Origin of the sequence: Acinetobacter sp. CIP 53.82, assembly GCF_000369465.1 — a bacterium.
GTDB classification, from domain to species: domain Bacteria; phylum Pseudomonadota; class Gammaproteobacteria; order Pseudomonadales; family Moraxellaceae; genus Acinetobacter; species Acinetobacter indicus.
In genome coordinates this window covers 731277-750079 of sequence record NZ_KB850045.1, presented here as the reverse complement: position 1 = coordinate 750079, position 18803 = coordinate 731277, and the positions used below count along the sequence as shown (strand labels likewise).

Sequence of the window (18803 nt, the reverse complement as noted above, 5' to 3'; positions counted from 1 at the left end):
CAGTGAAAATTGCGCTGAAAGGCTGTGTTTTAAAATGGTGCCATGCTGCGATAGGCCACATAAACCGTTTTTTTATCGCGCACCAGATCACTGCTAAACTGGCGTTTGCGTTCACTCAGCATCACTTCAATTTTTGCCTTAAAGTAATTGGACTGTACCCCCAGTAAAGCACCGACCTGAGCTTTCAGGGCGGCATCCACCTGTTTAAAGGCATCCAGCTCCCACAGTTCCTGCGTATTGGCAAAATGCTCCAGATTGGCCTGGCGCTGTTCCAGCACCTGCTGAATCTGGTTCACATCCAGCTTGTCATCAATACTGGCCAGCACCAAAGCCGGTGCCGTATTGATGTTGATACTGGTACTGCGGTTCGGCAAAGCACTGACATAAGGCAGTAACAGCTGATATTGACCTTCTTCAAAGCCGCGTACCTGTTTCAGTTCTTCGACACTATAAAACAGGGAATTTGAAGGTAAATAACCATTAGGTAGGCCCTGATAATAGCTACTCTCGGCACCCATCGGCCCGATGGGTAAATCATCGGCATCTTGCCAGTCAATTACCGCTTCACTGATTTGGGCAGGCAAGCCAACACGCACCAGCAGCCGTTCAAAATACAGTTTGGCATTTTCATTGACACCACCATTGTCATTCAGCAAGGCATTTAAATTGAATTTCCCCGATTCATCACTCAACACACCCGACACAAAACCATCTTCGACAGGAAAAGCTGGCATTGGCTGGGCCCAGTTTTCTTGCAAATGATCGACCTCGGCAGCATTTTCAGCATCATCTTTGAGTAATTCGGCAAAGAAGGCTTCGGCACTTTTGGCATAGAGCAAGGACTGGTTCTGCCGCATTAAATAAGCGGTACTTTCTGCGGTATAGGCCTGACGTTTGGCAATGGTCGCCGCCAAAATGGTAGCCAATGCCACCATCATTAAAATGGTGATTAGCGCAATACCCTGTTGCTGCTTCATGTTCTGTCCCATTGCCCCATTCACTGCCTGTCTTATGATGTGGTTTTATTGTCTGATTTCAGGAAGTCGGTATTTAACAGGCTAAAAATCCATTCATATTGTACATCTTGTACGGTTAAATTTATTTTAATGCCTTTTGGCAGTTTACGTTTTTGTTGATCATCATTTAAGTCAATACTGCTGTCTGGCCAGTTACTCAGTTCCTGCGGATTCAGCACACTGACCTGAAATTGGCTAACATCGCCCAATAACACGCTGGAAACCGGCTGATCCTGCCCGGACTGATGCAAATTGGCATATTTCAGACGATACAGTTTTTGTTCGTCGGCCCGGTACTGATATTCAATCCGTTCAGTGGGCGCAATGCCCTGCTGCAAAGGATCGGTCACACCGGTCTTGCTAAAATTAAAACGGCCGTTTTGTAATACCAAAGCTGGCTGAATATCATTATTGATGTTGGCGGTCAGCGGCACAATCTGAATGCTGTCACGTAAAATTTGATGATAGGCACCCTGCAATCCTTCTAACTGCTGTTCATGCCACTGGTTACGGTCTTTGACCTTGACCAGATAATCAAATACTTTCCAACCCAAGGCAGACAGCACCGCAAAGATGGCAATGGCCACCAGCAGTTCGACCAGGGTAAATCCGCGTTTAGCCTTAATCATTGCGCCACCCCATGATTAAAAAACACCAAATGGGTGATGCCAGCTTCCGCCTGGCCGGTATCGGGGTTAAATAAGCTGACCTGCACTTCTACCCGCTGCACATTCGGGCTAATGGTGGGCTGTGCACTTTTATCAATTTGCCAGTTTTCACCTTGCTGGGTGACCTGTTTTGATTGCGTACCCGTCAGCCAGTCCTGCTGGATTTCCATTAGAGCCTGTTCGTTTAAGGCCACAAACTGCGCTTTGGTTCTTAAAATGGCATGAGAGGTTGACTGGGTATATTGCATGGCCACTTGGGTCAGTGCCATGGCAGCTGTAGCGAAAATCGCCAGTGCCACCATCACTTCTAATAAGGTAAAACCGGCAATACGTTTGAATCGGGTCTGATGCGGATGTGCTCGTAATCGGTACGCGGATGTTGAACAGCTGGAAAGCCGGTCTAGTTTTTGCAGATCAGGCGAGAACGCTGAAAATAATTTATTCTTCATTCACGATCTTACCCAGATGATCAATTTCTATTTCAGCCCCAACCGGACGCTGCTCGAAATAAAACTGAATTCGAACCGGCTTGACTTCACCATTACCCAGCCAGATCAGTTTCGGGGCATCGCCTTGCAGCAAGGCGGCATTCTGCGCATTCTCAAATCCGTGTTGTAAAGGCTGAATCTGAAAGCTCACCCCATCGGGCAAACTTTGCATCTCAAATTCGGCATATTTTTGCCAGCGGGTCGCGGTTTGACTGAGCATGACACTTGAACTGTCGGTAGCGGTGGTTGCTGGCAAATATTCCAGAACTTCATAACGAAATGGTGACACATCGCTGGCATTTTGCACATTTAGGGCCAGCACACGCGACTGATCATCTGCTTCGCGTTGCAGCTTTTTCACATCCATTAAAAACATTTCACGTGCCTGCATAGCACTGCGCTGATCCACCCCGCCGATATTCATCAGCACCAGTGAGGCAGCAATGGCCATGATCACAATCACCACCATCAATTCAATGAGTGTAAAACCACGAACAGATGAGAAATGATGCGATCTAGTCATGAGGTTTAGGTGATCTGTTCGAGATGTTGAACTTGTTTCGGCAAGGCCAGCGCTTGATCAATATAGGCCACGCGTAAGGTATCGCGTGAACCCAGGTAACGCTGGTAGAAACTGGAGTTTAAAATTGCCGCCGCACCGTGCGTCAAGGACCAGATAGAAGCCAGATAATCACGCACCGACATTTTGCTCTGAATTGATTCCAAATAATGCTCGGTCATGCGAATAATCAGACGCAGGCGCTGTTTACGCACCTGATACAGCTCGTTAAACAGATGGTTGATGCCCATACCTGTAGTCGACAGGCGCTCTTCAATTTGATGGAACAGTACCGTACGCTCCGGATGATGCAGGTGATGCAGCATAAAGAAGGCCAAATGTTCAGGAAACTTTTTCTCAGCATCCTTGATCATTTCAAGCAGCATGTTCTCATTACGAATAATCAGCAACATGTACAGCTCGTCTTTACTCTGGAAATGTTTATAAAGCGTACCTTTGGCCAGATCCAATTCTGCGGCCAAGGCATCAAGCGTCATCCCTGCTTCACCATTTTCTAATAGCAATTGCTCTGCCACTTGAAAAATTAAGGTTTCTCTTGCTCGAAATTGAGCCTGACGATCCATCTTCACCCTATGAACTCTCTCTTATGCACTTATCGGTCAGTTTTAAAAATCCTAGATTTTTACTTTTGGTTCAAGAGGTTTTCAAAATTCTGCATGGTTATGAAAGCCATCTCTTCCAGTGATTTATCATATACATCACTCAGGGCTTTGGCTACATATGGGACATATTTTGGTTCATTTGATTTACCACGATATGGCATTGGTGCCAGATACGGTGAATCGGTTTCAATCAGGACACGATCTAGTGGCACCTGCTTGGCCACATCCCGTAAATCCTGGGCATTTTTAAAAGACACAATACCCGAGAAAGAGACATAGTAACCGCAGTCCAGTACCGCTTTGGCGGTTTCCCAATCTTCAGTAAAACAGTGCAAAATCCCATGGGTTGATTTTTCCGCGCGGATAATATCAACCGTATCATGCTTGGCTGAACGGGTATGTACCACCACCGGTTTTTTTACGATTTGCGAGGCATGAATATGGCGGGCAAAACAGTCTTTCTGCTCGGCAATAAAATCGGTACTGTGATAATAATCCAGCCCGGTTTCCCCCAGCGCCCAGACTTTTTCCGGTTGTGCCAGCTCGACCAGATAGTCAGTGGTGGCACGCGCCATAGTGGCCGCATCTTCACAAGGATGCACACCCACGGTATAACCGACATCTGCATGGCGTGCGGCAATTTTTGCCAGTTCGATATGGTCGTCCAGATCGACCGAAATACTCATAAATTTAGATACGCCGGCTTCTCGCGCCTGCGCCAATGCCAGATCCAGATTTCCATCATACGGAGTTAAATCGAGCATGGTTAAATGACAATGCGTATCTACAAACACAGGCGTTTCCTACAACAGCTTAGAATAGACTACATAGTGTAACTGTTTCGATTTGAAGACTTAAGTCCTGCCAGTAGTCTTTCTGCTTCTGCTTTGTAATACAGACCCTTTTCACCACTAAGCTGAATACCAAAGCCCTGTAATTTCACCCCATTCTGTTTTTGTGAAATCCAGATTACTTTACCGGTCAGTGGAATTTTTTGTGATTGTTCCGGCAAAGTGGCCAGTACAAAGATTTCTTCGCCCATCTGCACCGGTTGCTTGGAAGGAATAAACAGTCCCCCATCGACTACATAGGGCATATAACTTAAATAAAGCGTTTCTAGATCTGGAATATTGGCCTGGATAATTCCGCCCATACGTGGCTGCATACTGTTTCCCCTTAAAGATTCATCAATTTTATACACAGCTGATCAAGAATCAGATTGCTTTGAACATTCTGCTCTGTCATCTGTTTTGATTGTTGTATATCACTATAAATATCGAATAATGCTTCCAGCGAATACTGCTCGGCCAGCGCACTCAGTGTCAGGTCGATGTTTTTCACTGGTTGATTTAGCTTGACACAAATCAAATCTGACAACAAGTATTCAAACATCTGACCAAATTCACTAAAACTCAGCTCTTTATTCCACTTGGTCGCAATTGCCATCGGCATATTTTTCTGACTGACCAATTTTTGCCAGTCCTGCACAAAGTCAGCGCGCTTAAAGAACCAGTCCTGTTCAGCCACCTGAATAGCTTGCAGTGGCATCTGATTGGACAGGTTCATCAGCAGCTGTTTTTGCTGCTCGCTGCTTTCGGGCAAGTGTTGGCTTAAAAAATCATGGGCCAGTTCCGGAGCAATCCGGTCGAGGGCAAAATGCTGTAAACGGCTGCGAATGGTTGCAGGCAACTTCAAATAATGATCAGCCAGCAGGATAATCACCACCCGCTCGCCCGGTTCTTCCAGTGTTTTTAGCAAGGCATTGGCAGAAGCAATATTCAAGGCTTCTGCCGGCTCAATCACAATGACCCGCCAGCCATCTACGGTTTGTTGCACAAATGGTAATAAATCACGGATCTTCTCGATCTTAATTTTCGCGTTTTGTTTTTTATTCTCTTCATCGATCGTGACATAAACATAATTCGGATGCGTATCTGATTTTAACCATTGACAACTGCCGCACTCACCACACGGCAGATTGCGCTCATGACGATGCTGGCACAAAATCCAGGCCAGAAACTGCTGCGCAAAAGCTTCTTTGCCACAGCCTTTTTTGCCATAGAACAGCAGTCCATGGCCCAACTGGGGAAATCTGCCTGTTAATGTATCCCAAACCGTTTGCTGCCAGGGATAAATCTGCGCAGTCACTTCATTCTGCATGGCCAGCTCTACGATTCAAAATATGCAAGATCAAGCGCATTCAGGCGATCCAGATCTTCTTGGGTATCGACACCCGGTGGTAAATTGGCTTCAGCCACGGCAATCGCAATCCGATGATCATTTTCCAGCACCCGCAGCTGCTCCAGACTTTCCAGACGCTCCAGCAGACCCATCTCCCAGGTCACATATTCCTGTAGCAGTTTTACCCGGTAGGCATACAGGCCCAAATGACGATAAGCCTGATCATGCAATTGCGGCACGGCATCTTTCGCCCCGTCACGATCATAAGGAATGGTCGCACGGCTAAAATACAAAGCCTGATTGTGCTTGGACATCACCACTTTGACAATGCTGTCACGCTGGAACTCGTCCAGTGCATGAATTGGTTCGCACAGTGTCGACATCGAACAGCCTGGCTGATCAACCAAGAGCTGCGCCACCTGTTTCACCAGCTGCGCAGGCAACAAAGGTTCATCGCCTTGTACATTAACAATAATGTCATCACTGGCCCAGCCTTTAATCCGCGTTACTTCACTTAAACGGTCAGTCCCGGAAGGATGATCTGCTGAAGTCAAGACCACATCCACCCCTTCAATGCGGCAGACATCGGCAATACGCACATCATCTGTCGCCACACATAAGTCATCAAAACCTTCAACTTTTTTGGCCTGATCCACCACCCGTAAAATCATGGGACGGCCATGAATTTCAAGTAAGGGCTTACCCGGTAAGCGTGAACTGGCAAAACGTGCAGGAATAACGATGTGTTTCATAACTGTCCTTCATTCAGGGTCAAACCCAGCTGCGCTAACTGTTGATGCAAAACCTGATAACAAGCAGGTGACAATACCGCTTCAACCGGCACCACCCAGATTTCCCGGTTAAAATCAGGATACTGTTTCAGCAAGGGCAAAATTTTCACCGCATCTTTTTCGGTGGTAATAATCGGTTGATGATCTTCAAACTGCAAGTCATCAATTTCATAATCATGATGATCTGGAAATTCGTGGCACTGGAATTGCTGGATGCCCATCGACTCTAAAGTGCGGTAAAAGCGCTGCGGGAAACCAATCCCGACCACAGCATAAAAAGCCTCTTGCGGATTAAACACCTTGCTCTCTATGGCATTAAGTAAATAAGGCTCAGCCACTTCCAGATGCATATTCAGCGCTGAACTTGGCTGTGCCGCATGTTCAATCACGGTTGCCGTATTCAGGCGGCTTTTCGGCTCTCGCAAATAACCTTCAGGCAGAATTTTTTCATTGCCCAGACCGCGGTTATTGTCCAGCACAATCCATTCCAATTGGCGATTGAGCGCCAGATGTTGCAAACCATCATCACTGATAATCAGGTCCAGTTCATGTCTGGACAGCAGTAATTCAATACTCTGCTGACGATTGGCACCGACCGCCATTGGCGCACCGGTAGATTGTACAATCAGACAGGGTTCATCGCCGACCATATCTGGCGTCGATTCAAAATCAACATAGGCCGGGAATGGCCCTTTGCCGCCATAACCACGGCTAATTACCCCAACACGCACATTCAGGCTATGCAGATAATTGACCAGATGAATCAGCAGCGGTGTTTTACCGCTACCGCCTACGGTAATGTTGCCAATCACCATCACCGGCACTGGTGCGGTATAGGCTGCTTTCATCCCCGAAGCATACAGCTTCTGATTCAGCACACTGCCACCACGATATAATAGCGCCAATGGCCGTAGCACAACCAACCATTTGGCTTGCTTATTCCAAGCGTCCTGAATGAATTGTGCAAATGACATGGCTGATTATTCCTCGAAATTGCGCTGATGCAATTGATAATAAGCACCCTGCTTGTTTAACAATTCCTGATGGGTACCCTGCTCAATAATACGCCCCTGATCCATCACCACAATACGGTCGGCATTTTCAATTGTAGATAAACGGTGTGCAATGACAATGGTGGTACGATTCTGCATCGCTGCATCAAAAGCACGTTGAATAAAGTATTCAGATTCATTGTCTAATGCACTGGTCGCCTCATCCAAAATCAGGATCGGCGCATTTTTCAAAATGGCACGGGCAATCGCGATACGCTGACGCTGACCACCGGACAGGTTTAAACCCTGCGCACCGAGTGGTGTGTCATAACCTTGTGGTAAGGCCATAATAAAATCATGCGCATACGCCGCTTTGGCCGCCGCGATGATCTCTTCATCCGACGCACCTTCCAGCTGACCATACGCAATATTTTCACGCACGGTACGGTTAAACAGCACCACCTGCTGATTGACCATGGCAATTTGGGTACGCAGGCTATTCAGTTCAATCTGATGAATATCCAGCCCATCCAGCTTGATCTGGCCTGAAGATAATTCCTGAAAACGCACCAGCAAATTAACCAGTGAGCTTTTGCCCGCCCCTGAACGTCCGACCAGTGCCACGGTTTCACCGGCTTTAACATTCAGGCTAAAGTCATGAATGGCATGATGGCCATCGGCATAGACCAGATTGGCCTGATCAAATTCAATATTGCCTTTTAAGGCTGGAGTTAAGGTACCAGTATTTTTTTCTTCCGGCATATCCAGCAGTTCAAATACTGAATGCGCCGCCGCCATACCGCGTTGCAGTTTTTCGTTGATATCGGTTAGCGCTTTAATTGGCTTGCTCAGCATACCAGCGGCAGTAATATAGGCCACAAATTCACCAGCTGAGGTGTCACGTAAAATTTCCGGGCGCAGCGCAATCCAGATCACGATGGAGAGTGCAATCGACATGATCAACTGTACCACCGGGCTGTTTAGCTGCTGCACAGCTACCATTTTCAGGCCACGGCGCAAGTTTTCCAGTGAGTTCTGTTTAAAGCGTTCCTGCTCGTATTGATGACCGGCAAAACCTTTCACCACCAGATTGCCGTTTACAGTTTCCTGCACCACGTGGTTCACATCACCCATGGTATCCTGCACCTGAATTGACAGCTTACGCATACGCTTGGCGGCTTTCCGGATTAACAGGCCAATCAGCGGGGCAAAAATCAGGATACAGATGGTCAAACGCCAGTTGCTATAAAACAGGTAACCAAGCAAGGCGATGGTAATTAAACCCTGTTGCAGCAAGGTACGCAAAGATTCGGTGGAAGCCGCTGTCAGCTGCTCCACGTTATACATGATTTTGGCAGTAATGTGGCCACTGGTATTGTCCAGATAATACTGCGACGGTAAGCGCAGCAATTTGGCAAATACTTCCTGGCGCACATTAAACACCAGATTACGTGAAATGACCGCGGTATAGTAGCCGCCCAGAAACAGGCCGACACCACGGAAAAACATCAGCAACACCACCAGAAAAGGAAACAGGTGGGTGAAGGTGTAGTCTTTTTCCTGAATTGCCGTAATAATTTTTTCCAGCAACTTGGCCACTGATACCTCAGTCGCCGCATTGATGGCAAAACCCACCACAACCAGAATCGCGATTCCCCAGAAAGGTTTTAAATAACCGAGTAGACGCAGGTAGACTTTATAATCCGGATTCACTAATAGCCTCGAGTTGGTACTTTCGTACTGATGTTAATGTTGACGAAACCCAGTTGTCCCGCAACATCCATGACACGAATCACATCCTGATGAGAAGCTTTCGCGTCTGCCGCAATGATAAACATTAAATCACGTCGATCATTGGAAATTTGTTTAATTGCTGTATTTAAATCAGCAACTTCCTTGCTGGAAAGCGCCTGCCCGTTGACCGAATAATGCCCGGAAGCATCGACCACCACCTCGACTTTCTGGTCATAGGCTTTCGGTGGCACCCCTTGCGCTTCCGGCAAGGTCAGGTTCATCCGGCTAAACTGGTTAAAACTGGTGGACAGTAACAGGAACACCAGAATAAACAGCAAACAGTCAATCATTGGTGTCAGGTTAATATGAATATCTTCCACTTGCGAGCGTTTGAATTTCATAAGTCACCTTAGCCTGCTTTTTTAATGTCTTCATCAACAATCTGGGTTTGATGAAACAGCGCAGCATGAAACAATGTCGCCTGCTGTTCCAGCTCGGCCACATATTCCTGTACCAGACGCTGGAAATAACGGTAAGCAAATAAAGCCGGCACTGCAATCAGCATACCCGCTGCGGTGGTAATCAGTGCTTTGGAAATCCCCGGAATCATTAAAGTCGGATTGCTTGAACTGATATCAATCATCAGGAAAGATTCAATAATCCCCAGAACGGTCCCCAATAAGCCCAGCAACGGCGCCACAGCACTTAAAGTCCCGAGGAAATTAATATTTTTTTCCAGATAGCCAATTTCCTGAGAGGCTGTCGCTTCCATCTGCGCACGCGCAAACTGTTCAGACTGGTGTTTATTTTGCGCACCAGCCATAAAGATTCGGCCCAAAGTACTGTGCTGTAAATTTTCCGATTGCTGCAACTGCTGTAACACGCCTTGCACCGGCTGTCCGGTTTGTAATTGCAAGGCTTTCGGCACCACACCGGCACGCTTAAGACGTAAAAAACGCTCAATACTGATGGCCAGCGTAAACACAGAGCACAGCAGTAACGGCAGCATCAGCCAGCCGCCTGCTTTTACCAATTCCCACATTCGATTTTCCCCAATAAATCTACAATAAAAATTAATCAGCCAAGCAGATATTTAAAATACCATCTAGTTCTTCTAAGGAGTGATAGCTGATCACCAGCTTCCCCTTACCCTGCTTGTTATGATCAATTTTGACATTAGCACTGAAACGCTCTGACAGACGTTGTGTCAGTTGCTGAATATCCGGTGCCGGTTCTGCTTTTGGTTTTTCTGTTTTTGGTGCGCTCCAGTCACGCACCAGCTGTTCGGTCTGACGGACCGACAAACTCTTTTCAATCACCAGTTCAGCCACTTTCAGCTGATCTTTAGCTTTTAAGGTCAAAATGGCGCGCGCATGGCCCATATCCAGCAGCCCTTGCTGCATCAGGTCTTTAACTTCTTCAGTTAAAGTCAACAAACGCAACAGGTTACTGACCGTAGTTCGTGCCTTACCGACGGTGTCGGCAATTTCCTGATGGCTCAGACCAAACTCGTCATGGAAGCGCTGCAAGGCCATGGCCTGATCAATCGGATTCAGATCCTGACGCTGAATATTTTCAATTAAAGCCAGTGCAATCGCCACCTGATCGGTCAGGTCACGGACAATTGCCGGAACTTCGGTGAGTCCCGCCAGCTGTGCGGCACGCCAGCGACGTTCACCAGCAATAATTTCATACGGATGCTGTTCGTCATCAATCGGACGAATCACAATCGGTTGCATGACCCCGTGTTTTTCAATCGAGGCGGCAAGTTCCTGTAAGTCCTGTTCATGGATAAAACGGCGTGGCTGATATTCACCCCGTTTTAATAAATGCACATCAATCTGTTTTAGCTGACCATGATCCAAAGACTGGGCTTCAAGTTGTAATTTTTCTTTCTGGATCGACCCAAGTAAGGCATCCAAACCACGACCTTTGGCGAGTCCGCGTTTTTTTATGGTCATGCTTTACTTCCTTTTTTCACTTTGCTTTTCTTTAACATTTCAGCTGCCAGATTCAGGTAAGCAACTGCACCCTTTGAACTTTTCTCAAAATAAATTACAGGCAAACCATGCGCCGGTGCTTCGGCCAGACGCACATTACGTGGAATCACGGTGTCATACAGTTTTTTGCCAAAATACTGCTGCAGCTCTTCAGACACATCACGGGTTAATGCATTACGCGCATCGTACATGGTTCGCAGCACGCCAATAATTTCCAGCTCTGGGTTTAAGGCCTGCTGAATCCGGTCGATGGTCTGGGTTAAATCGGCCAGACCTTCCAGCGCATAGTATTCACATTGCATTGGAATCATCACGCCCTGTACCGCAGCCAGCGCATTCACGGTAATTAAGCTTAAGCTTGGCGCACAATCGACAATAATGTAGTCAAAACTTTTTTCAATTTCGCCCAGTGCATCACGCAGAATAAACTCGCGCCCTTCCTGCTCGGCAATAGCCAGTTCCACACCAGACAAATCACGGTTTGCACCTAAAACCTTATAACCCACTTCCGATTTGGTAATAGCCGTTTCAATTGGCACTTCGCCCAGCAACACATCGGTAATAGAATATAAAAGGTCATTTTTTTGGATACCAGAACCCATCGTGGCATTTCCCTGTGAATCCATGTCCACAAGTAAAACGCGCTTTTTCAAAACAGCTAACGATGCTGCCAAATTTACTGCGGTTGTAGTTTTACCGACACCACCTTTCTGGTTCGCAATCGCAATAATTTGTGCCATGGTAACCCCAATCCTTAGAATGAATTAAATATGTTTTAATAAAAGTAGATGACGCTGTTCGTCCAGACGTGGAACTTTTAGCTCGATAATTTCACAGCTGAACTCATCTTTCAATGCTTCAACTTCAGCGGCCGGAATCAGACCTTTCATGGAAGCAATAATACTCTGTCCATGCATAAACGGTTTCGATGCCGCCACAAAATCGGTCAGTGAAGCAAAGGCACGACTGGTGATGACATCAAACTGGCCTAATTCGCGGATACTGTCTTCATTTTCGACCCGGGTTTGGACCGCCACCACGTTTTGCAGTTTCAGATCGGCAATAAACTGCTTCAAGAAACGGATTTTTTTGCCATTCGAGTCCAGCAACACGCACTGACGTTCCGGCTGACATAAGGCAATGATCATGCCCGGCATACCGCCACCGGTACCAATGTCCAGCAAACGGCCGGCAGGTAAATCGTTGAGAATACTCAGGCTGTCGAGCAAATGCTTGACCAGCATTTCTTTCGGATCACGAATTGCGGTCAAGTTATACGCTTTGTTCCATAGCACCAAAGCATCTTGATATTGGAGTAATAAATTTAAAGTCTCATCGCTGAGCTCTAAACCCAAGGCCTGACTACCCTGCTTGAGTTCCTGAAAAAACGTATGCATAAACAATGAACGTCTCGAAAAAGTTAGCTGAAAGTATACCGATTTATCTGCCAAGTCACAGCAGCGAGTGCTTAGTGAATATGCACTTAAGCGTACACACCTTGCTGAATTTGTTGATCCAGTGCATTTAATCGCTCAGGAGTGCCAACATCTACCCAGACACCCTGCAATTTGCTGGCGGCAATTTTTTCATCCTGCATGGCCTGTTTCAATAACGGTGCCAGTGGACGCTTGCCACCTTCCAGGCCCTGGAACATCTGCGGATCAATCACGGCAATACCGCTATAGGTCAGATTTTCACCGGATTTTTCCTGATCAAAGGTATAGGCTTTTTGTTCCGATAAGGTGAAATCGCCTTGCGGATGCTGTGCCGGATTCTCTACCAGCACCAGATGCGCCAGCTGATTCTCTAGCTGTACCGACAATAATGGCGCAAAATCCATGGTGGTCCAGACATCGCCATTGACCAGAATAAAGGGCTCATTACCGAGTAGCGGCAGCGCGTTAATAATCCCGCCTGCGGTTTCCAGACCTTCGCCTTCATGTGACCAGAGAATATTGACACCAAACTGGCTACCATCGCCCAAAGCCTGGGCCAGTTTTTCACCCAGCCAGGCGGTATTGATCACAATTTCGGTTACGCCAATACGCTGCAGTTTTTCGATATGCCAAACAATCAGCGGCTTACCGCCCACTTCCAGCAAGGGTTTAGGCGTATGCAAGGTTAAAGGACGCATCCGGTTACCTAAACCGGCAGCAAGAATCATGGCTTTCATCAGGCAGCTACCTCATAACGACCATATTTGGCTTCAAATGCCGGCATAACTTTTTCACGAATAAACTGCATAAAAGGCTGCAATTCGGCATAAGGCTGCGATTCTTCCAGTAGATACCACATCACGCGCGGCAAATCTTTTAAGTAACCCGATTTGCCATCACGCTCGAACAGGCGCACAAAAATACCCAGAATCTTGATATGACGCTGAATCGCCATCAGGTCGGCGTCTTTCTTGAACTGCTCAAAATCACGCTCCTGCTTGGCGCTTTCCGGCAGCAAATCATAAAAGGTTTTAAACCAGCGATAGACACGATCTGCATTCCACTGCACGTAGGCATCACGGGTAATTGAAATCAGATCATAGGTATCGGCGCCAATTACCGCATCCTGAAAATCAATCACCCCAAGTTCGGTTTCACCTGCAATTTTCATCAGGTTCCGGCTGTGAAAATCACGATGTACAATCACTTGTGGCTGGGCCAAAGCCGCATTGGCCAGAATAGCAAAGGTACGCTTGATTAACGCGCTCTCTTCTGCGGTTGGCTGAATCTGTAATGAGGGCAACATCCAGTCGGTGAGCAGCTCCATTTCACTGATCAGTTTTTCATAGGAATAGTCCGGGAAATGGCCTTCGCCAGCAATGGACTGCAATTGGATCAGCTGCTTAAAGCTTTGTGCATAGTAGTCATCGACAGTCTGTTCATTTAACAGGGTCGAGAGCAATACATCACCAAAATCTTCCAGTAGCAAAAAGCCCTGCTGCAGATCTTTGGCGATGATATGCGGCACGCGTACACCATGCGCATCAAAAAATTCATCAATCGTCACAAAAGGACCACAATCTTCTTTTTCTGGTGGTGCATCCATCAGCATAAATGTTTTATTATTCAATTTGATTCGTGCATAACGACGGAAGCTTGCATCGCCTGCTAAAAAATGAGTTTCAAATTGATCTGAACCGAGTACAGATGTAATCCATGTTTGTATCAATTGTTCACGTTGTGTATTCATTTGCAATAAATTCTAATACAGGCTGAGTTTTTAAAGTGCTAAGTGTAGCTACTTCTGCGCTTTTTCTCTATGATGCGACAATAATTAATTGCGATTAAGCACTCTTGGTTAATGAGACAAATGAAGCATCAGTTTAAATTTAATCCTTTAGCGACTGCGATCTTGACCCTGTTATGTGGACACGCGATGAGCAGTCATGCAGAGACCACAGAGCCCGCTTCATCCATCACCAATCAACAACTCAAACAGAGCATTCAGGATGCTTATCCGGGCCAGTCGTTTTTTGAACAGTATTATGTCGATAAAACCGCGCCGGAAGCCCAGCAGCGTTTTGGCCAAGAGCTGAGTTCAGCCTATTGTCAAGGCGCCTGGGTTACGCCAATTAGCCCGGACACCGTGGCCGTTGCTGCGGAAGAAGCCACCTCGACCGTTACCGCTGATTATGGTCACTATAATCCTAATGGGGATTCGGTCTTAGAAGGCAATGTGGTAATTGACCAGCAAGGCCGCCAGATTCGCGCCGATAAAATTACCATTGACCAGACCCAGACCTATGCCAGTGCCGAAGGCCGGGTACAAATGGCGCAAGCCGGTTTACTGACGCAAAGCGACCAGATCAATTACAACCTGAAAACCCAGCAAGGCGATTTACACAACAGCTTCTATATTGCAGAAGAACAGCACGCACATGGCATGGCGGAAAAGATTGCCCGCACTTCAACCAATACCTTGGTATTGAATAATGCCACCTATAGCACCTGCCCGCCTGAACAGGCACCGACCTGGAAAATTCAGGCCGATGAAATCAAGCTAAATCAGGAAACCGGTCGCGGTGAAACCCGTGGCACCAAGCTGTATGTAAAAGATGTACCGGTGCTGGCGGTGCCATATTTTAACTTTCCGATTGATGACCGTCGTACTACCGGTATTTTGACCCCAAGCTTTGGCTTTACCAATGATGGTGGGGTTGAACTGGCGGTACCGGTCTACCTGAACCTGGCTCCAAACTATGATGCCACCGTGACACCACGCTATATTGGTGACCGCGGCCCGATGTTAGAAGGTGAATTTCGCTATCTGACCGAGAATTTTGGTCAGGGTCAGATCTGGGGCGGCTACCTGGCCTCTGACAATAAATACAATGATGAAGACCGTAAGGACTTTCACTTCCTGCATAAGTGGCAGATTAACGAGCAGTTCAATACCAATCTGGAATATAATTACGCTTCAGATAAAGACTATTTTGCCGACTTAAACAACAACCCGAACTCCAGAACCGACCTGAACTTACGCCGCGCTTGGGAACTGAATTATCGCAATGGTATTCCGGGTTTAAGAACGCAGCTAAAAGTTGAAGATTTCCACACGCTGGACCCGACTATTCCAGATGAAGACCGTCCGTATGCGCGTTTACCTCAGTTCTTATTAAATTATAAAACTGGTAATCCACAAGGCTTCCAGCTTGAATTCAATCACGATACTGCTTATTTCAAAAAAGATATCAACCATCTTGAAGGTCATACCAATGATCTAAATACGTATGAGCCAAGCGGTACCCGTATCTATAACGATTTTAAAATACGTTATAATTACCGCAACCCGTGGTCTTTTGTAATTCCAGAAGTGTCACTTCGCAACGTCAATACTTTCTTTGATAAAGACACCATCGCGTTTTATGACAATAACAGCGGTACTCTGACCAATAGCTCAAGTGAAAATAAATCGGTAACAGTACCGCAGTTTACCCTGGACGCCGGCCTGACCTTTGAAAAAGAAGGCCGCTTCCTGCAAACCATTACCCCGCGTGCCTTCTATGCCTACGCGCCGTATCAGAAGCAGGATGGCCATCCAAATTTTGATTCAGCCACTGCTTCCATTAATTATGACCAGCTGTTTAGCCCATACCGTTTCTACGGCCATGACCGCCTGGAAGACAACAACTTCCTGTCGCTTGGTTTAAGCTACAGCCTGTTTGATGAAGTAGGCCTGGAACGGATTCGTGCCAGCCTGGGTCAAAGCTTCTTCTTTGAAGATCGCCGTGTGACCCTGGAAAATACTGCAGACAGCTTTGATACCGAAAGCCGCACCGGCCCGGTAGTGAGTCTGGCCAGCCAGTTAACCGAAAACCTGAATATTGGTGCCAATGCCGCCTGGATGTCAAACGGTGACAATGCCCAGCGCGATCTGCACCTGTTCTATACCGGTGAACAAGGCAATTTATACAATGTCGGCTATATTAACCGTCGTCATATTCCAAACCGTCAGGATCATTATGATCAGGTGGTGGCCTCGTTCATTCAACCGGTCTACAACAACTGGCGTATTCTGGGTCATGCCCAATACGATTTGGACAATAGCGTCGCCCGTGAATATTTACTCGGTGTGAACTATGAATCCTGCTGCTGGGGCATCTCGGTCTACGGCCGCTCTTATTATAATGATCTGGATGATGTCTCCGATCACAACGTCAAGCCGAAACGCGCCATCATGGCCGAATTAAACCTGAAAGGCCTCGGCAGTTTCAACAATAAACTTGCATCTTTACTTGAAAACCGTATTTTAGGGTTTAATAGAACTAATCAAACTTGGACACAACGTTAATGAAGACACCACAGTTAAAACAATTTTTTAAAGCCACTGCCTTAGCTTTATGTATTTCTTCAGCTGCACCTGCTTTTGCACAAACTGTAGATCAGGTCGTGGCCGTGGTGGATAACAGTGTCATCCTACAAAGTGATTTAGCGCAAACCGCTGCTGAAATGCAGCAACAATTACAGGCACAGAACAAAACCGTGCCACCGGCTCAATATCTACAACAACAAGCCTTAGAACAACTGATCGTGCGTCAGGCACAGCTGGAACAGGTCAAACGCTATAACATCAAGCCTGATGAAAAAGCCTTAAATGAAGCGGTGATGCGTGTGGCCCAACAAAATGGCAGCAAAAGTCTGGAAGATTTCCAGCAGAAAGTCGACCGTATTGCACCGGGGACCTATGCCTCTTTACGCAACCGTATTGCTGAAGATTTGGCAATTAACCGTCTGCGTCAGCAAGTCGTGATGTCGCGAATTAAAATTAGCGACCAGGATGTCGATAACTTCCTGAAAACCCCGCAAGGTCAGGCCGCTTTAGGCAGTCAGGCGCATGTGTTGCATGTGCGCGTATCCGGTGAAAATGCACAGGCCACCGCGGAACAGGTTAAAACTGCACTGAATAACAGCAATGACCTCAATGCCATTAACAAGCAGTTCAGCACAGCTGCCACCAAAGTTGAATCGGCTGATATGGGTTTCCGCAGCCTTTCTGAAATTCCGGCTGAACTGGCTGCACGTGTAAGTGCACTTGACGTCGGTCAGACCACTGAGCTGATTGCAGTCAATGATGGTATTCATGTGCTGAAACTGGTCGATCGTAAAGCCGGTGAACAGCGCGCGCTGGTCCCACAATATCAAACCCGTCATATTCTGATTCAGCCAACAGAAGTGGTGAGCCCAGAAAATGCCAAGCACATGATTGACAGTTTGTATAACCGCCTCAAAGCCGGTGAAGATTTTGCAGTGTTGGCCGGTACTTTCTCAACCGATACCGGTTCTGCCCGTGATGGCGGTAGCCTGGGCTGGGTTAGCCCTGGAGTGATGGTGCCTGAATTTGAACAGCAAATGAAAAGCACCCCGGTAGGTGAAATCAGCCAGCCATTTCAAACCCAGTTTGGCTGGCATATTCTACAGGTGACAGATACCCGCCAGCAGGACATGACCCGCGAATTCCAGGAACGTATGGCACGCCAGATTCTAGGTGAACGTCAGTTTGATACCGAACTGGACAGCTGGTTACGTGAAATTCGCAGCAATGCCTTTGTCGATATTAAAGATCCAAACCTGGACCGTAAAAATAACTAGGTCTTAAAAAATGAAAAACCAGTGCCTGCACTGGTTTTTTAATTCTGGCTTTTCACCTCGCCATCAATAGCAATAAAAAAACCGCTGAATTCAGCGGTTTTTTTATAAGAGGACTTAAGCCATTAATATTGATTAACGGTTGTTGTCATCTTCTTGAGAATCTTCAAATTTAGAGTCGTTGTCAAAACCAGAAGCTTGACCACCGAAGCCAGCGCCTTGACCACCGAAGCCACCTTGACCGCCGAAGCCGCCGCCTTGACCACCGAAGCCGCCTTGACCACCGAAGCCGCCTTGACCACCGAAGCCACCTTGACCACCGAAGCCGCCGCCTTGACCACCGAAGCCGCCTTGACCACCAAAGCCACCACCTTGTCCGCCGCCGAAGCCACCACCTTGACCACCGAAGCCACCAGCACCTTGAGCACCAGCAGGTGCACCAGCAGGACGTGGATTACGTGCAGGTACAACTGTAGAAATCGCGTGTTTGTAAACCATTTGGCTTACTGTATTTTTTAATAGCACCACATACTGGTCAAAAGATTCGATATGACCCTGTAATTTAATACCGTTTACAAGGAAAATAGAAACTGGAATACGTTCTTTACGGAGAGAATTCAAGAACGGATCTTGTAAAGTTTGACCTTTAGACATGTTATAACTCCAAAA

At 46.9% G+C, this 18803-nt stretch carries 21 protein-coding genes; 2 read left to right on the top strand and 19 right to left on the bottom strand.

Annotation, left to right across the window (positions count from 1 at the left end):
• Positions 1–29: 29 nt before the first annotated feature.
• The 18 genes from gspK to F905_RS04025 all read right to left on the bottom strand — a co-directional run bounded on the left by gspK (position 30) and on the right by F905_RS04025 (position 14238).
• Complete coding sequence (gene gspK, locus F905_RS04110) at positions 30–977, bottom strand: type II secretion system minor pseudopilin GspK (protein WP_005177510.1); 948 nt, start codon at positions 975–977, stop codon at positions 30–32.
• Positions 978–1009: 32 nt separating this feature from the next.
• Positions 1010–1645, bottom strand: coding sequence for a GspJ family type II secretion system protein (locus F905_RS04105; protein WP_005177508.1), 636 nt, complete (start codon positions 1643–1645; stop codon positions 1010–1012).
• The gene (gspI, locus tag F905_RS04100) at positions 1642–2013 is read right to left on the bottom strand and encodes a type II secretion system minor pseudopilin GspI (RefSeq protein WP_228127893.1); all 372 of its coding nucleotides are present in this window, start codon (positions 2011–2013) and stop codon (positions 1642–1644) included. Before gspI ends, F905_RS04105 begins: the two co-directional genes overlap by 4 nt.
• 109 nt (positions 2014–2122) lie before the next feature.
• Positions 2123–2695 (bottom strand): prepilin-type N-terminal cleavage/methylation domain-containing protein, encoded by a 573-nt coding sequence (locus F905_RS04095; protein WP_005177504.1) that lies wholly within the window; start codon positions 2693–2695, stop codon positions 2123–2125.
• A gap of 5 nt (positions 2696–2700) precedes the next feature.
• Entirely contained in the window at positions 2701–3315 is a 615-nt protein-coding gene (locus tag F905_RS04090) for a TetR/AcrR family transcriptional regulator (protein ID WP_005177503.1), read from the bottom strand.
• A 59-nt stretch (positions 3316–3374) separates the two neighbouring features.
• Positions 3375–4148, bottom strand: a complete 774-nt coding sequence (locus F905_RS04085) for a TatD family hydrolase (RefSeq protein WP_005177502.1) — start codon at positions 4146–4148, stop codon at positions 3375–3377.
• A 29-nt stretch (positions 4149–4177) separates the two neighbouring features.
• Positions 4178–4519: a PilZ domain-containing protein gene (locus tag F905_RS04080; protein ID WP_005177501.1), complete on the bottom strand. Its 342-nt coding sequence runs from the start codon at positions 4517–4519 to the stop codon at positions 4178–4180.
• 11 nt (positions 4520–4530) lie between these two features.
• Entirely contained in the window at positions 4531–5514 is a 984-nt protein-coding gene (locus tag F905_RS04075; RefSeq protein WP_005177500.1) for a DNA polymerase III, delta' subunit, read from the bottom strand.
• An 8-nt stretch (positions 5515–5522) separates the two neighbouring features.
• Positions 5523–6287, bottom strand: a complete 765-nt coding sequence (gene kdsB, locus F905_RS04070; protein ID WP_005177490.1) for a 3-deoxy-manno-octulosonate cytidylyltransferase — start codon at positions 6285–6287, stop codon at positions 5523–5525.
• Complete coding sequence (gene lpxK, locus F905_RS04065) at positions 6284–7300, bottom strand: tetraacyldisaccharide 4'-kinase (RefSeq protein WP_005177488.1); 1017 nt, start codon at positions 7298–7300, stop codon at positions 6284–6286. Before lpxK ends, kdsB begins: the two co-directional genes overlap by 4 nt.
• A 6-nt stretch (positions 7301–7306) precedes the next feature.
• On the bottom strand, positions 7307–9031 hold the full coding sequence (msbA, locus tag F905_RS04060; protein ID WP_005177485.1) for a lipid A export permease/ATP-binding protein MsbA: 1725 nt from the start codon (positions 9029–9031) through the stop codon (positions 7307–7309).
• Positions 9031–9453 carry an ExbD/TolR family protein gene (locus F905_RS04055; protein WP_005177483.1) on the bottom strand — a complete coding sequence of 141 codons (423 nt, stop codon included), beginning with the start codon at positions 9451–9453 and terminating at the stop codon, positions 9031–9033. The genes msbA and F905_RS04055 overlap by 1 nt, the downstream gene beginning before the upstream one ends.
• 8 nt (positions 9454–9461) lie before the next feature.
• On the bottom strand, positions 9462–10094 hold the full coding sequence (locus tag F905_RS04050; RefSeq protein ID WP_005177480.1) for a MotA/TolQ/ExbB proton channel family protein: 633 nt from the start codon (positions 10092–10094) through the stop codon (positions 9462–9464).
• 31 nt (positions 10095–10125) lie between these two features.
• The gene (locus F905_RS04045; protein ID WP_005177477.1) at positions 10126–11013 is read right to left on the bottom strand and encodes a ParB/RepB/Spo0J family partition protein; all 888 of its coding nucleotides are present in this window, start codon (positions 11011–11013) and stop codon (positions 10126–10128) included.
• Complete coding sequence (locus F905_RS04040) at positions 11010–11792, bottom strand: ParA family protein (RefSeq protein WP_005177476.1); 783 nt, start codon at positions 11790–11792, stop codon at positions 11010–11012. The genes F905_RS04045 and F905_RS04040 overlap by 4 nt, the downstream gene beginning before the upstream one ends.
• Before the next feature lie 24 nt (positions 11793–11816).
• Positions 11817–12449 carry a 16S rRNA (guanine(527)-N(7))-methyltransferase RsmG gene (gene rsmG / locus F905_RS04035; protein WP_005177474.1) on the bottom strand — a complete coding sequence of 211 codons (633 nt, stop codon included), beginning with the start codon at positions 12447–12449 and terminating at the stop codon, positions 11817–11819.
• An 86-nt stretch (positions 12450–12535) separates the two neighbouring features.
• Positions 12536–13225 carry an N-acetylmuramate alpha-1-phosphate uridylyltransferase MurU gene (gene murU, locus F905_RS04030; RefSeq protein WP_005177471.1) on the bottom strand — a complete coding sequence of 230 codons (690 nt, stop codon included), beginning with the start codon at positions 13223–13225 and terminating at the stop codon, positions 12536–12538.
• Entirely contained in the window at positions 13225–14238 is a 1014-nt protein-coding gene (locus tag F905_RS04025; RefSeq protein WP_005177470.1) for an aminoglycoside phosphotransferase family protein, read from the bottom strand. The genes murU and F905_RS04025 overlap by 1 nt, the downstream gene beginning before the upstream one ends.
• A gap of 120 nt (positions 14239–14358) precedes the next feature.
• Here F905_RS04025 and F905_RS04020 point away from each other — a divergent pair, with 120 nt between their 5' ends.
• Both F905_RS04020 and F905_RS04015 read left to right on the top strand, forming a co-directional pair.
• Complete coding sequence (locus tag F905_RS04020) at positions 14359–16839, top strand: LPS-assembly protein LptD (RefSeq protein ID WP_005177467.1); 2481 nt, start codon at positions 14359–14361, stop codon at positions 16837–16839.
• Positions 16839–18137, top strand: coding sequence for a peptidylprolyl isomerase (locus F905_RS04015; protein ID WP_005177464.1), 1299 nt, complete (start codon positions 16839–16841; stop codon positions 18135–18137). The genes F905_RS04020 and F905_RS04015 overlap by 1 nt, the downstream gene beginning before the upstream one ends.
• Positions 18138–18269: 132 nt before the next feature.
• Here the strand turns inward: F905_RS04015 and hfq are convergent, their stop codons facing one another.
• Complete coding sequence (hfq, locus tag F905_RS04010; protein WP_005177462.1) at positions 18270–18788, bottom strand: RNA chaperone Hfq; 519 nt, start codon at positions 18786–18788, stop codon at positions 18270–18272.
• Positions 18789–18803: the final 15 nt, after the last annotated feature.

Coding starts and splice junctions, on each gene's coding strand:
- F905_RS04080 (WP_005177501.1), bottom strand. CDS start 4,519: ATGCAGCCACGTATGGGCGGAATTATCCAGGCCAATATTCCAGATCTA.
- F905_RS04105 (WP_005177508.1), bottom strand. CDS start 1,645: ATGATTAAGGCTAAACGCGGATTTACCCTGGTCGAACTGCTGGTGGCC.
- F905_RS04050 (WP_005177480.1), bottom strand. CDS start 10,094: ATGTGGGAATTGGTAAAAGCAGGCGGCTGGCTGATGCTGCCGTTACTG.
- F905_RS04025 (WP_005177470.1), bottom strand. CDS start 14,238: ATGAATACACAACGTGAACAATTGATACAAACATGGATTACATCTGTA.
- F905_RS04040 (WP_005177476.1), bottom strand. CDS start 11,792: ATGGCACAAATTATTGCGATTGCGAACCAGAAAGGTGGTGTCGGTAAA.
- gspK (WP_005177510.1), bottom strand. CDS start 977: ATGAAGCAGCAACAGGGTATTGCGCTAATCACCATTTTAATGATGGTG.
- F905_RS04090 (WP_005177503.1), bottom strand. CDS start 3,315: ATGGATCGTCAGGCTCAATTTCGAGCAAGAGAAACCTTAATTTTTCAA.
- F905_RS04045 (WP_005177477.1), bottom strand. CDS start 11,013: ATGACCATAAAAAAACGCGGACTCGCCAAAGGTCGTGGTTTGGATGCC.
- kdsB (WP_005177490.1), bottom strand. CDS start 6,287: ATGAAACACATCGTTATTCCTGCACGTTTTGCCAGTTCACGCTTACCG.
- F905_RS04095 (WP_005177504.1), bottom strand. CDS start 2,695: ATGACTAGATCGCATCATTTCTCATCTGTTCGTGGTTTTACACTCATT.
- hfq (WP_005177462.1), bottom strand. CDS start 18,788: ATGTCTAAAGGTCAAACTTTACAAGATCCGTTCTTGAATTCTCTCCGT.
- rsmG (WP_005177474.1), bottom strand. CDS start 12,449: ATGCATACGTTTTTTCAGGAACTCAAGCAGGGTAGTCAGGCCTTGGGT.
- lpxK (WP_005177488.1), bottom strand. CDS start 7,300: ATGTCATTTGCACAATTCATTCAGGACGCTTGGAATAAGCAAGCCAAA.
- murU (WP_005177471.1), bottom strand. CDS start 13,225: ATGAAAGCCATGATTCTTGCTGCCGGTTTAGGTAACCGGATGCGTCCT.
- F905_RS04075 (WP_005177500.1), bottom strand. CDS start 5,514: ATGCAGAATGAAGTGACTGCGCAGATTTATCCCTGGCAGCAAACGGTT.
- F905_RS04055 (WP_005177483.1), bottom strand. CDS start 9,453: ATGAAATTCAAACGCTCGCAAGTGGAAGATATTCATATTAACCTGACA.
- F905_RS04020 (WP_005177467.1), top strand. CDS start 14,359: ATGAAGCATCAGTTTAAATTTAATCCTTTAGCGACTGCGATCTTGACC.
- F905_RS04015 (WP_005177464.1), top strand. CDS start 16,839: ATGAAGACACCACAGTTAAAACAATTTTTTAAAGCCACTGCCTTAGCT.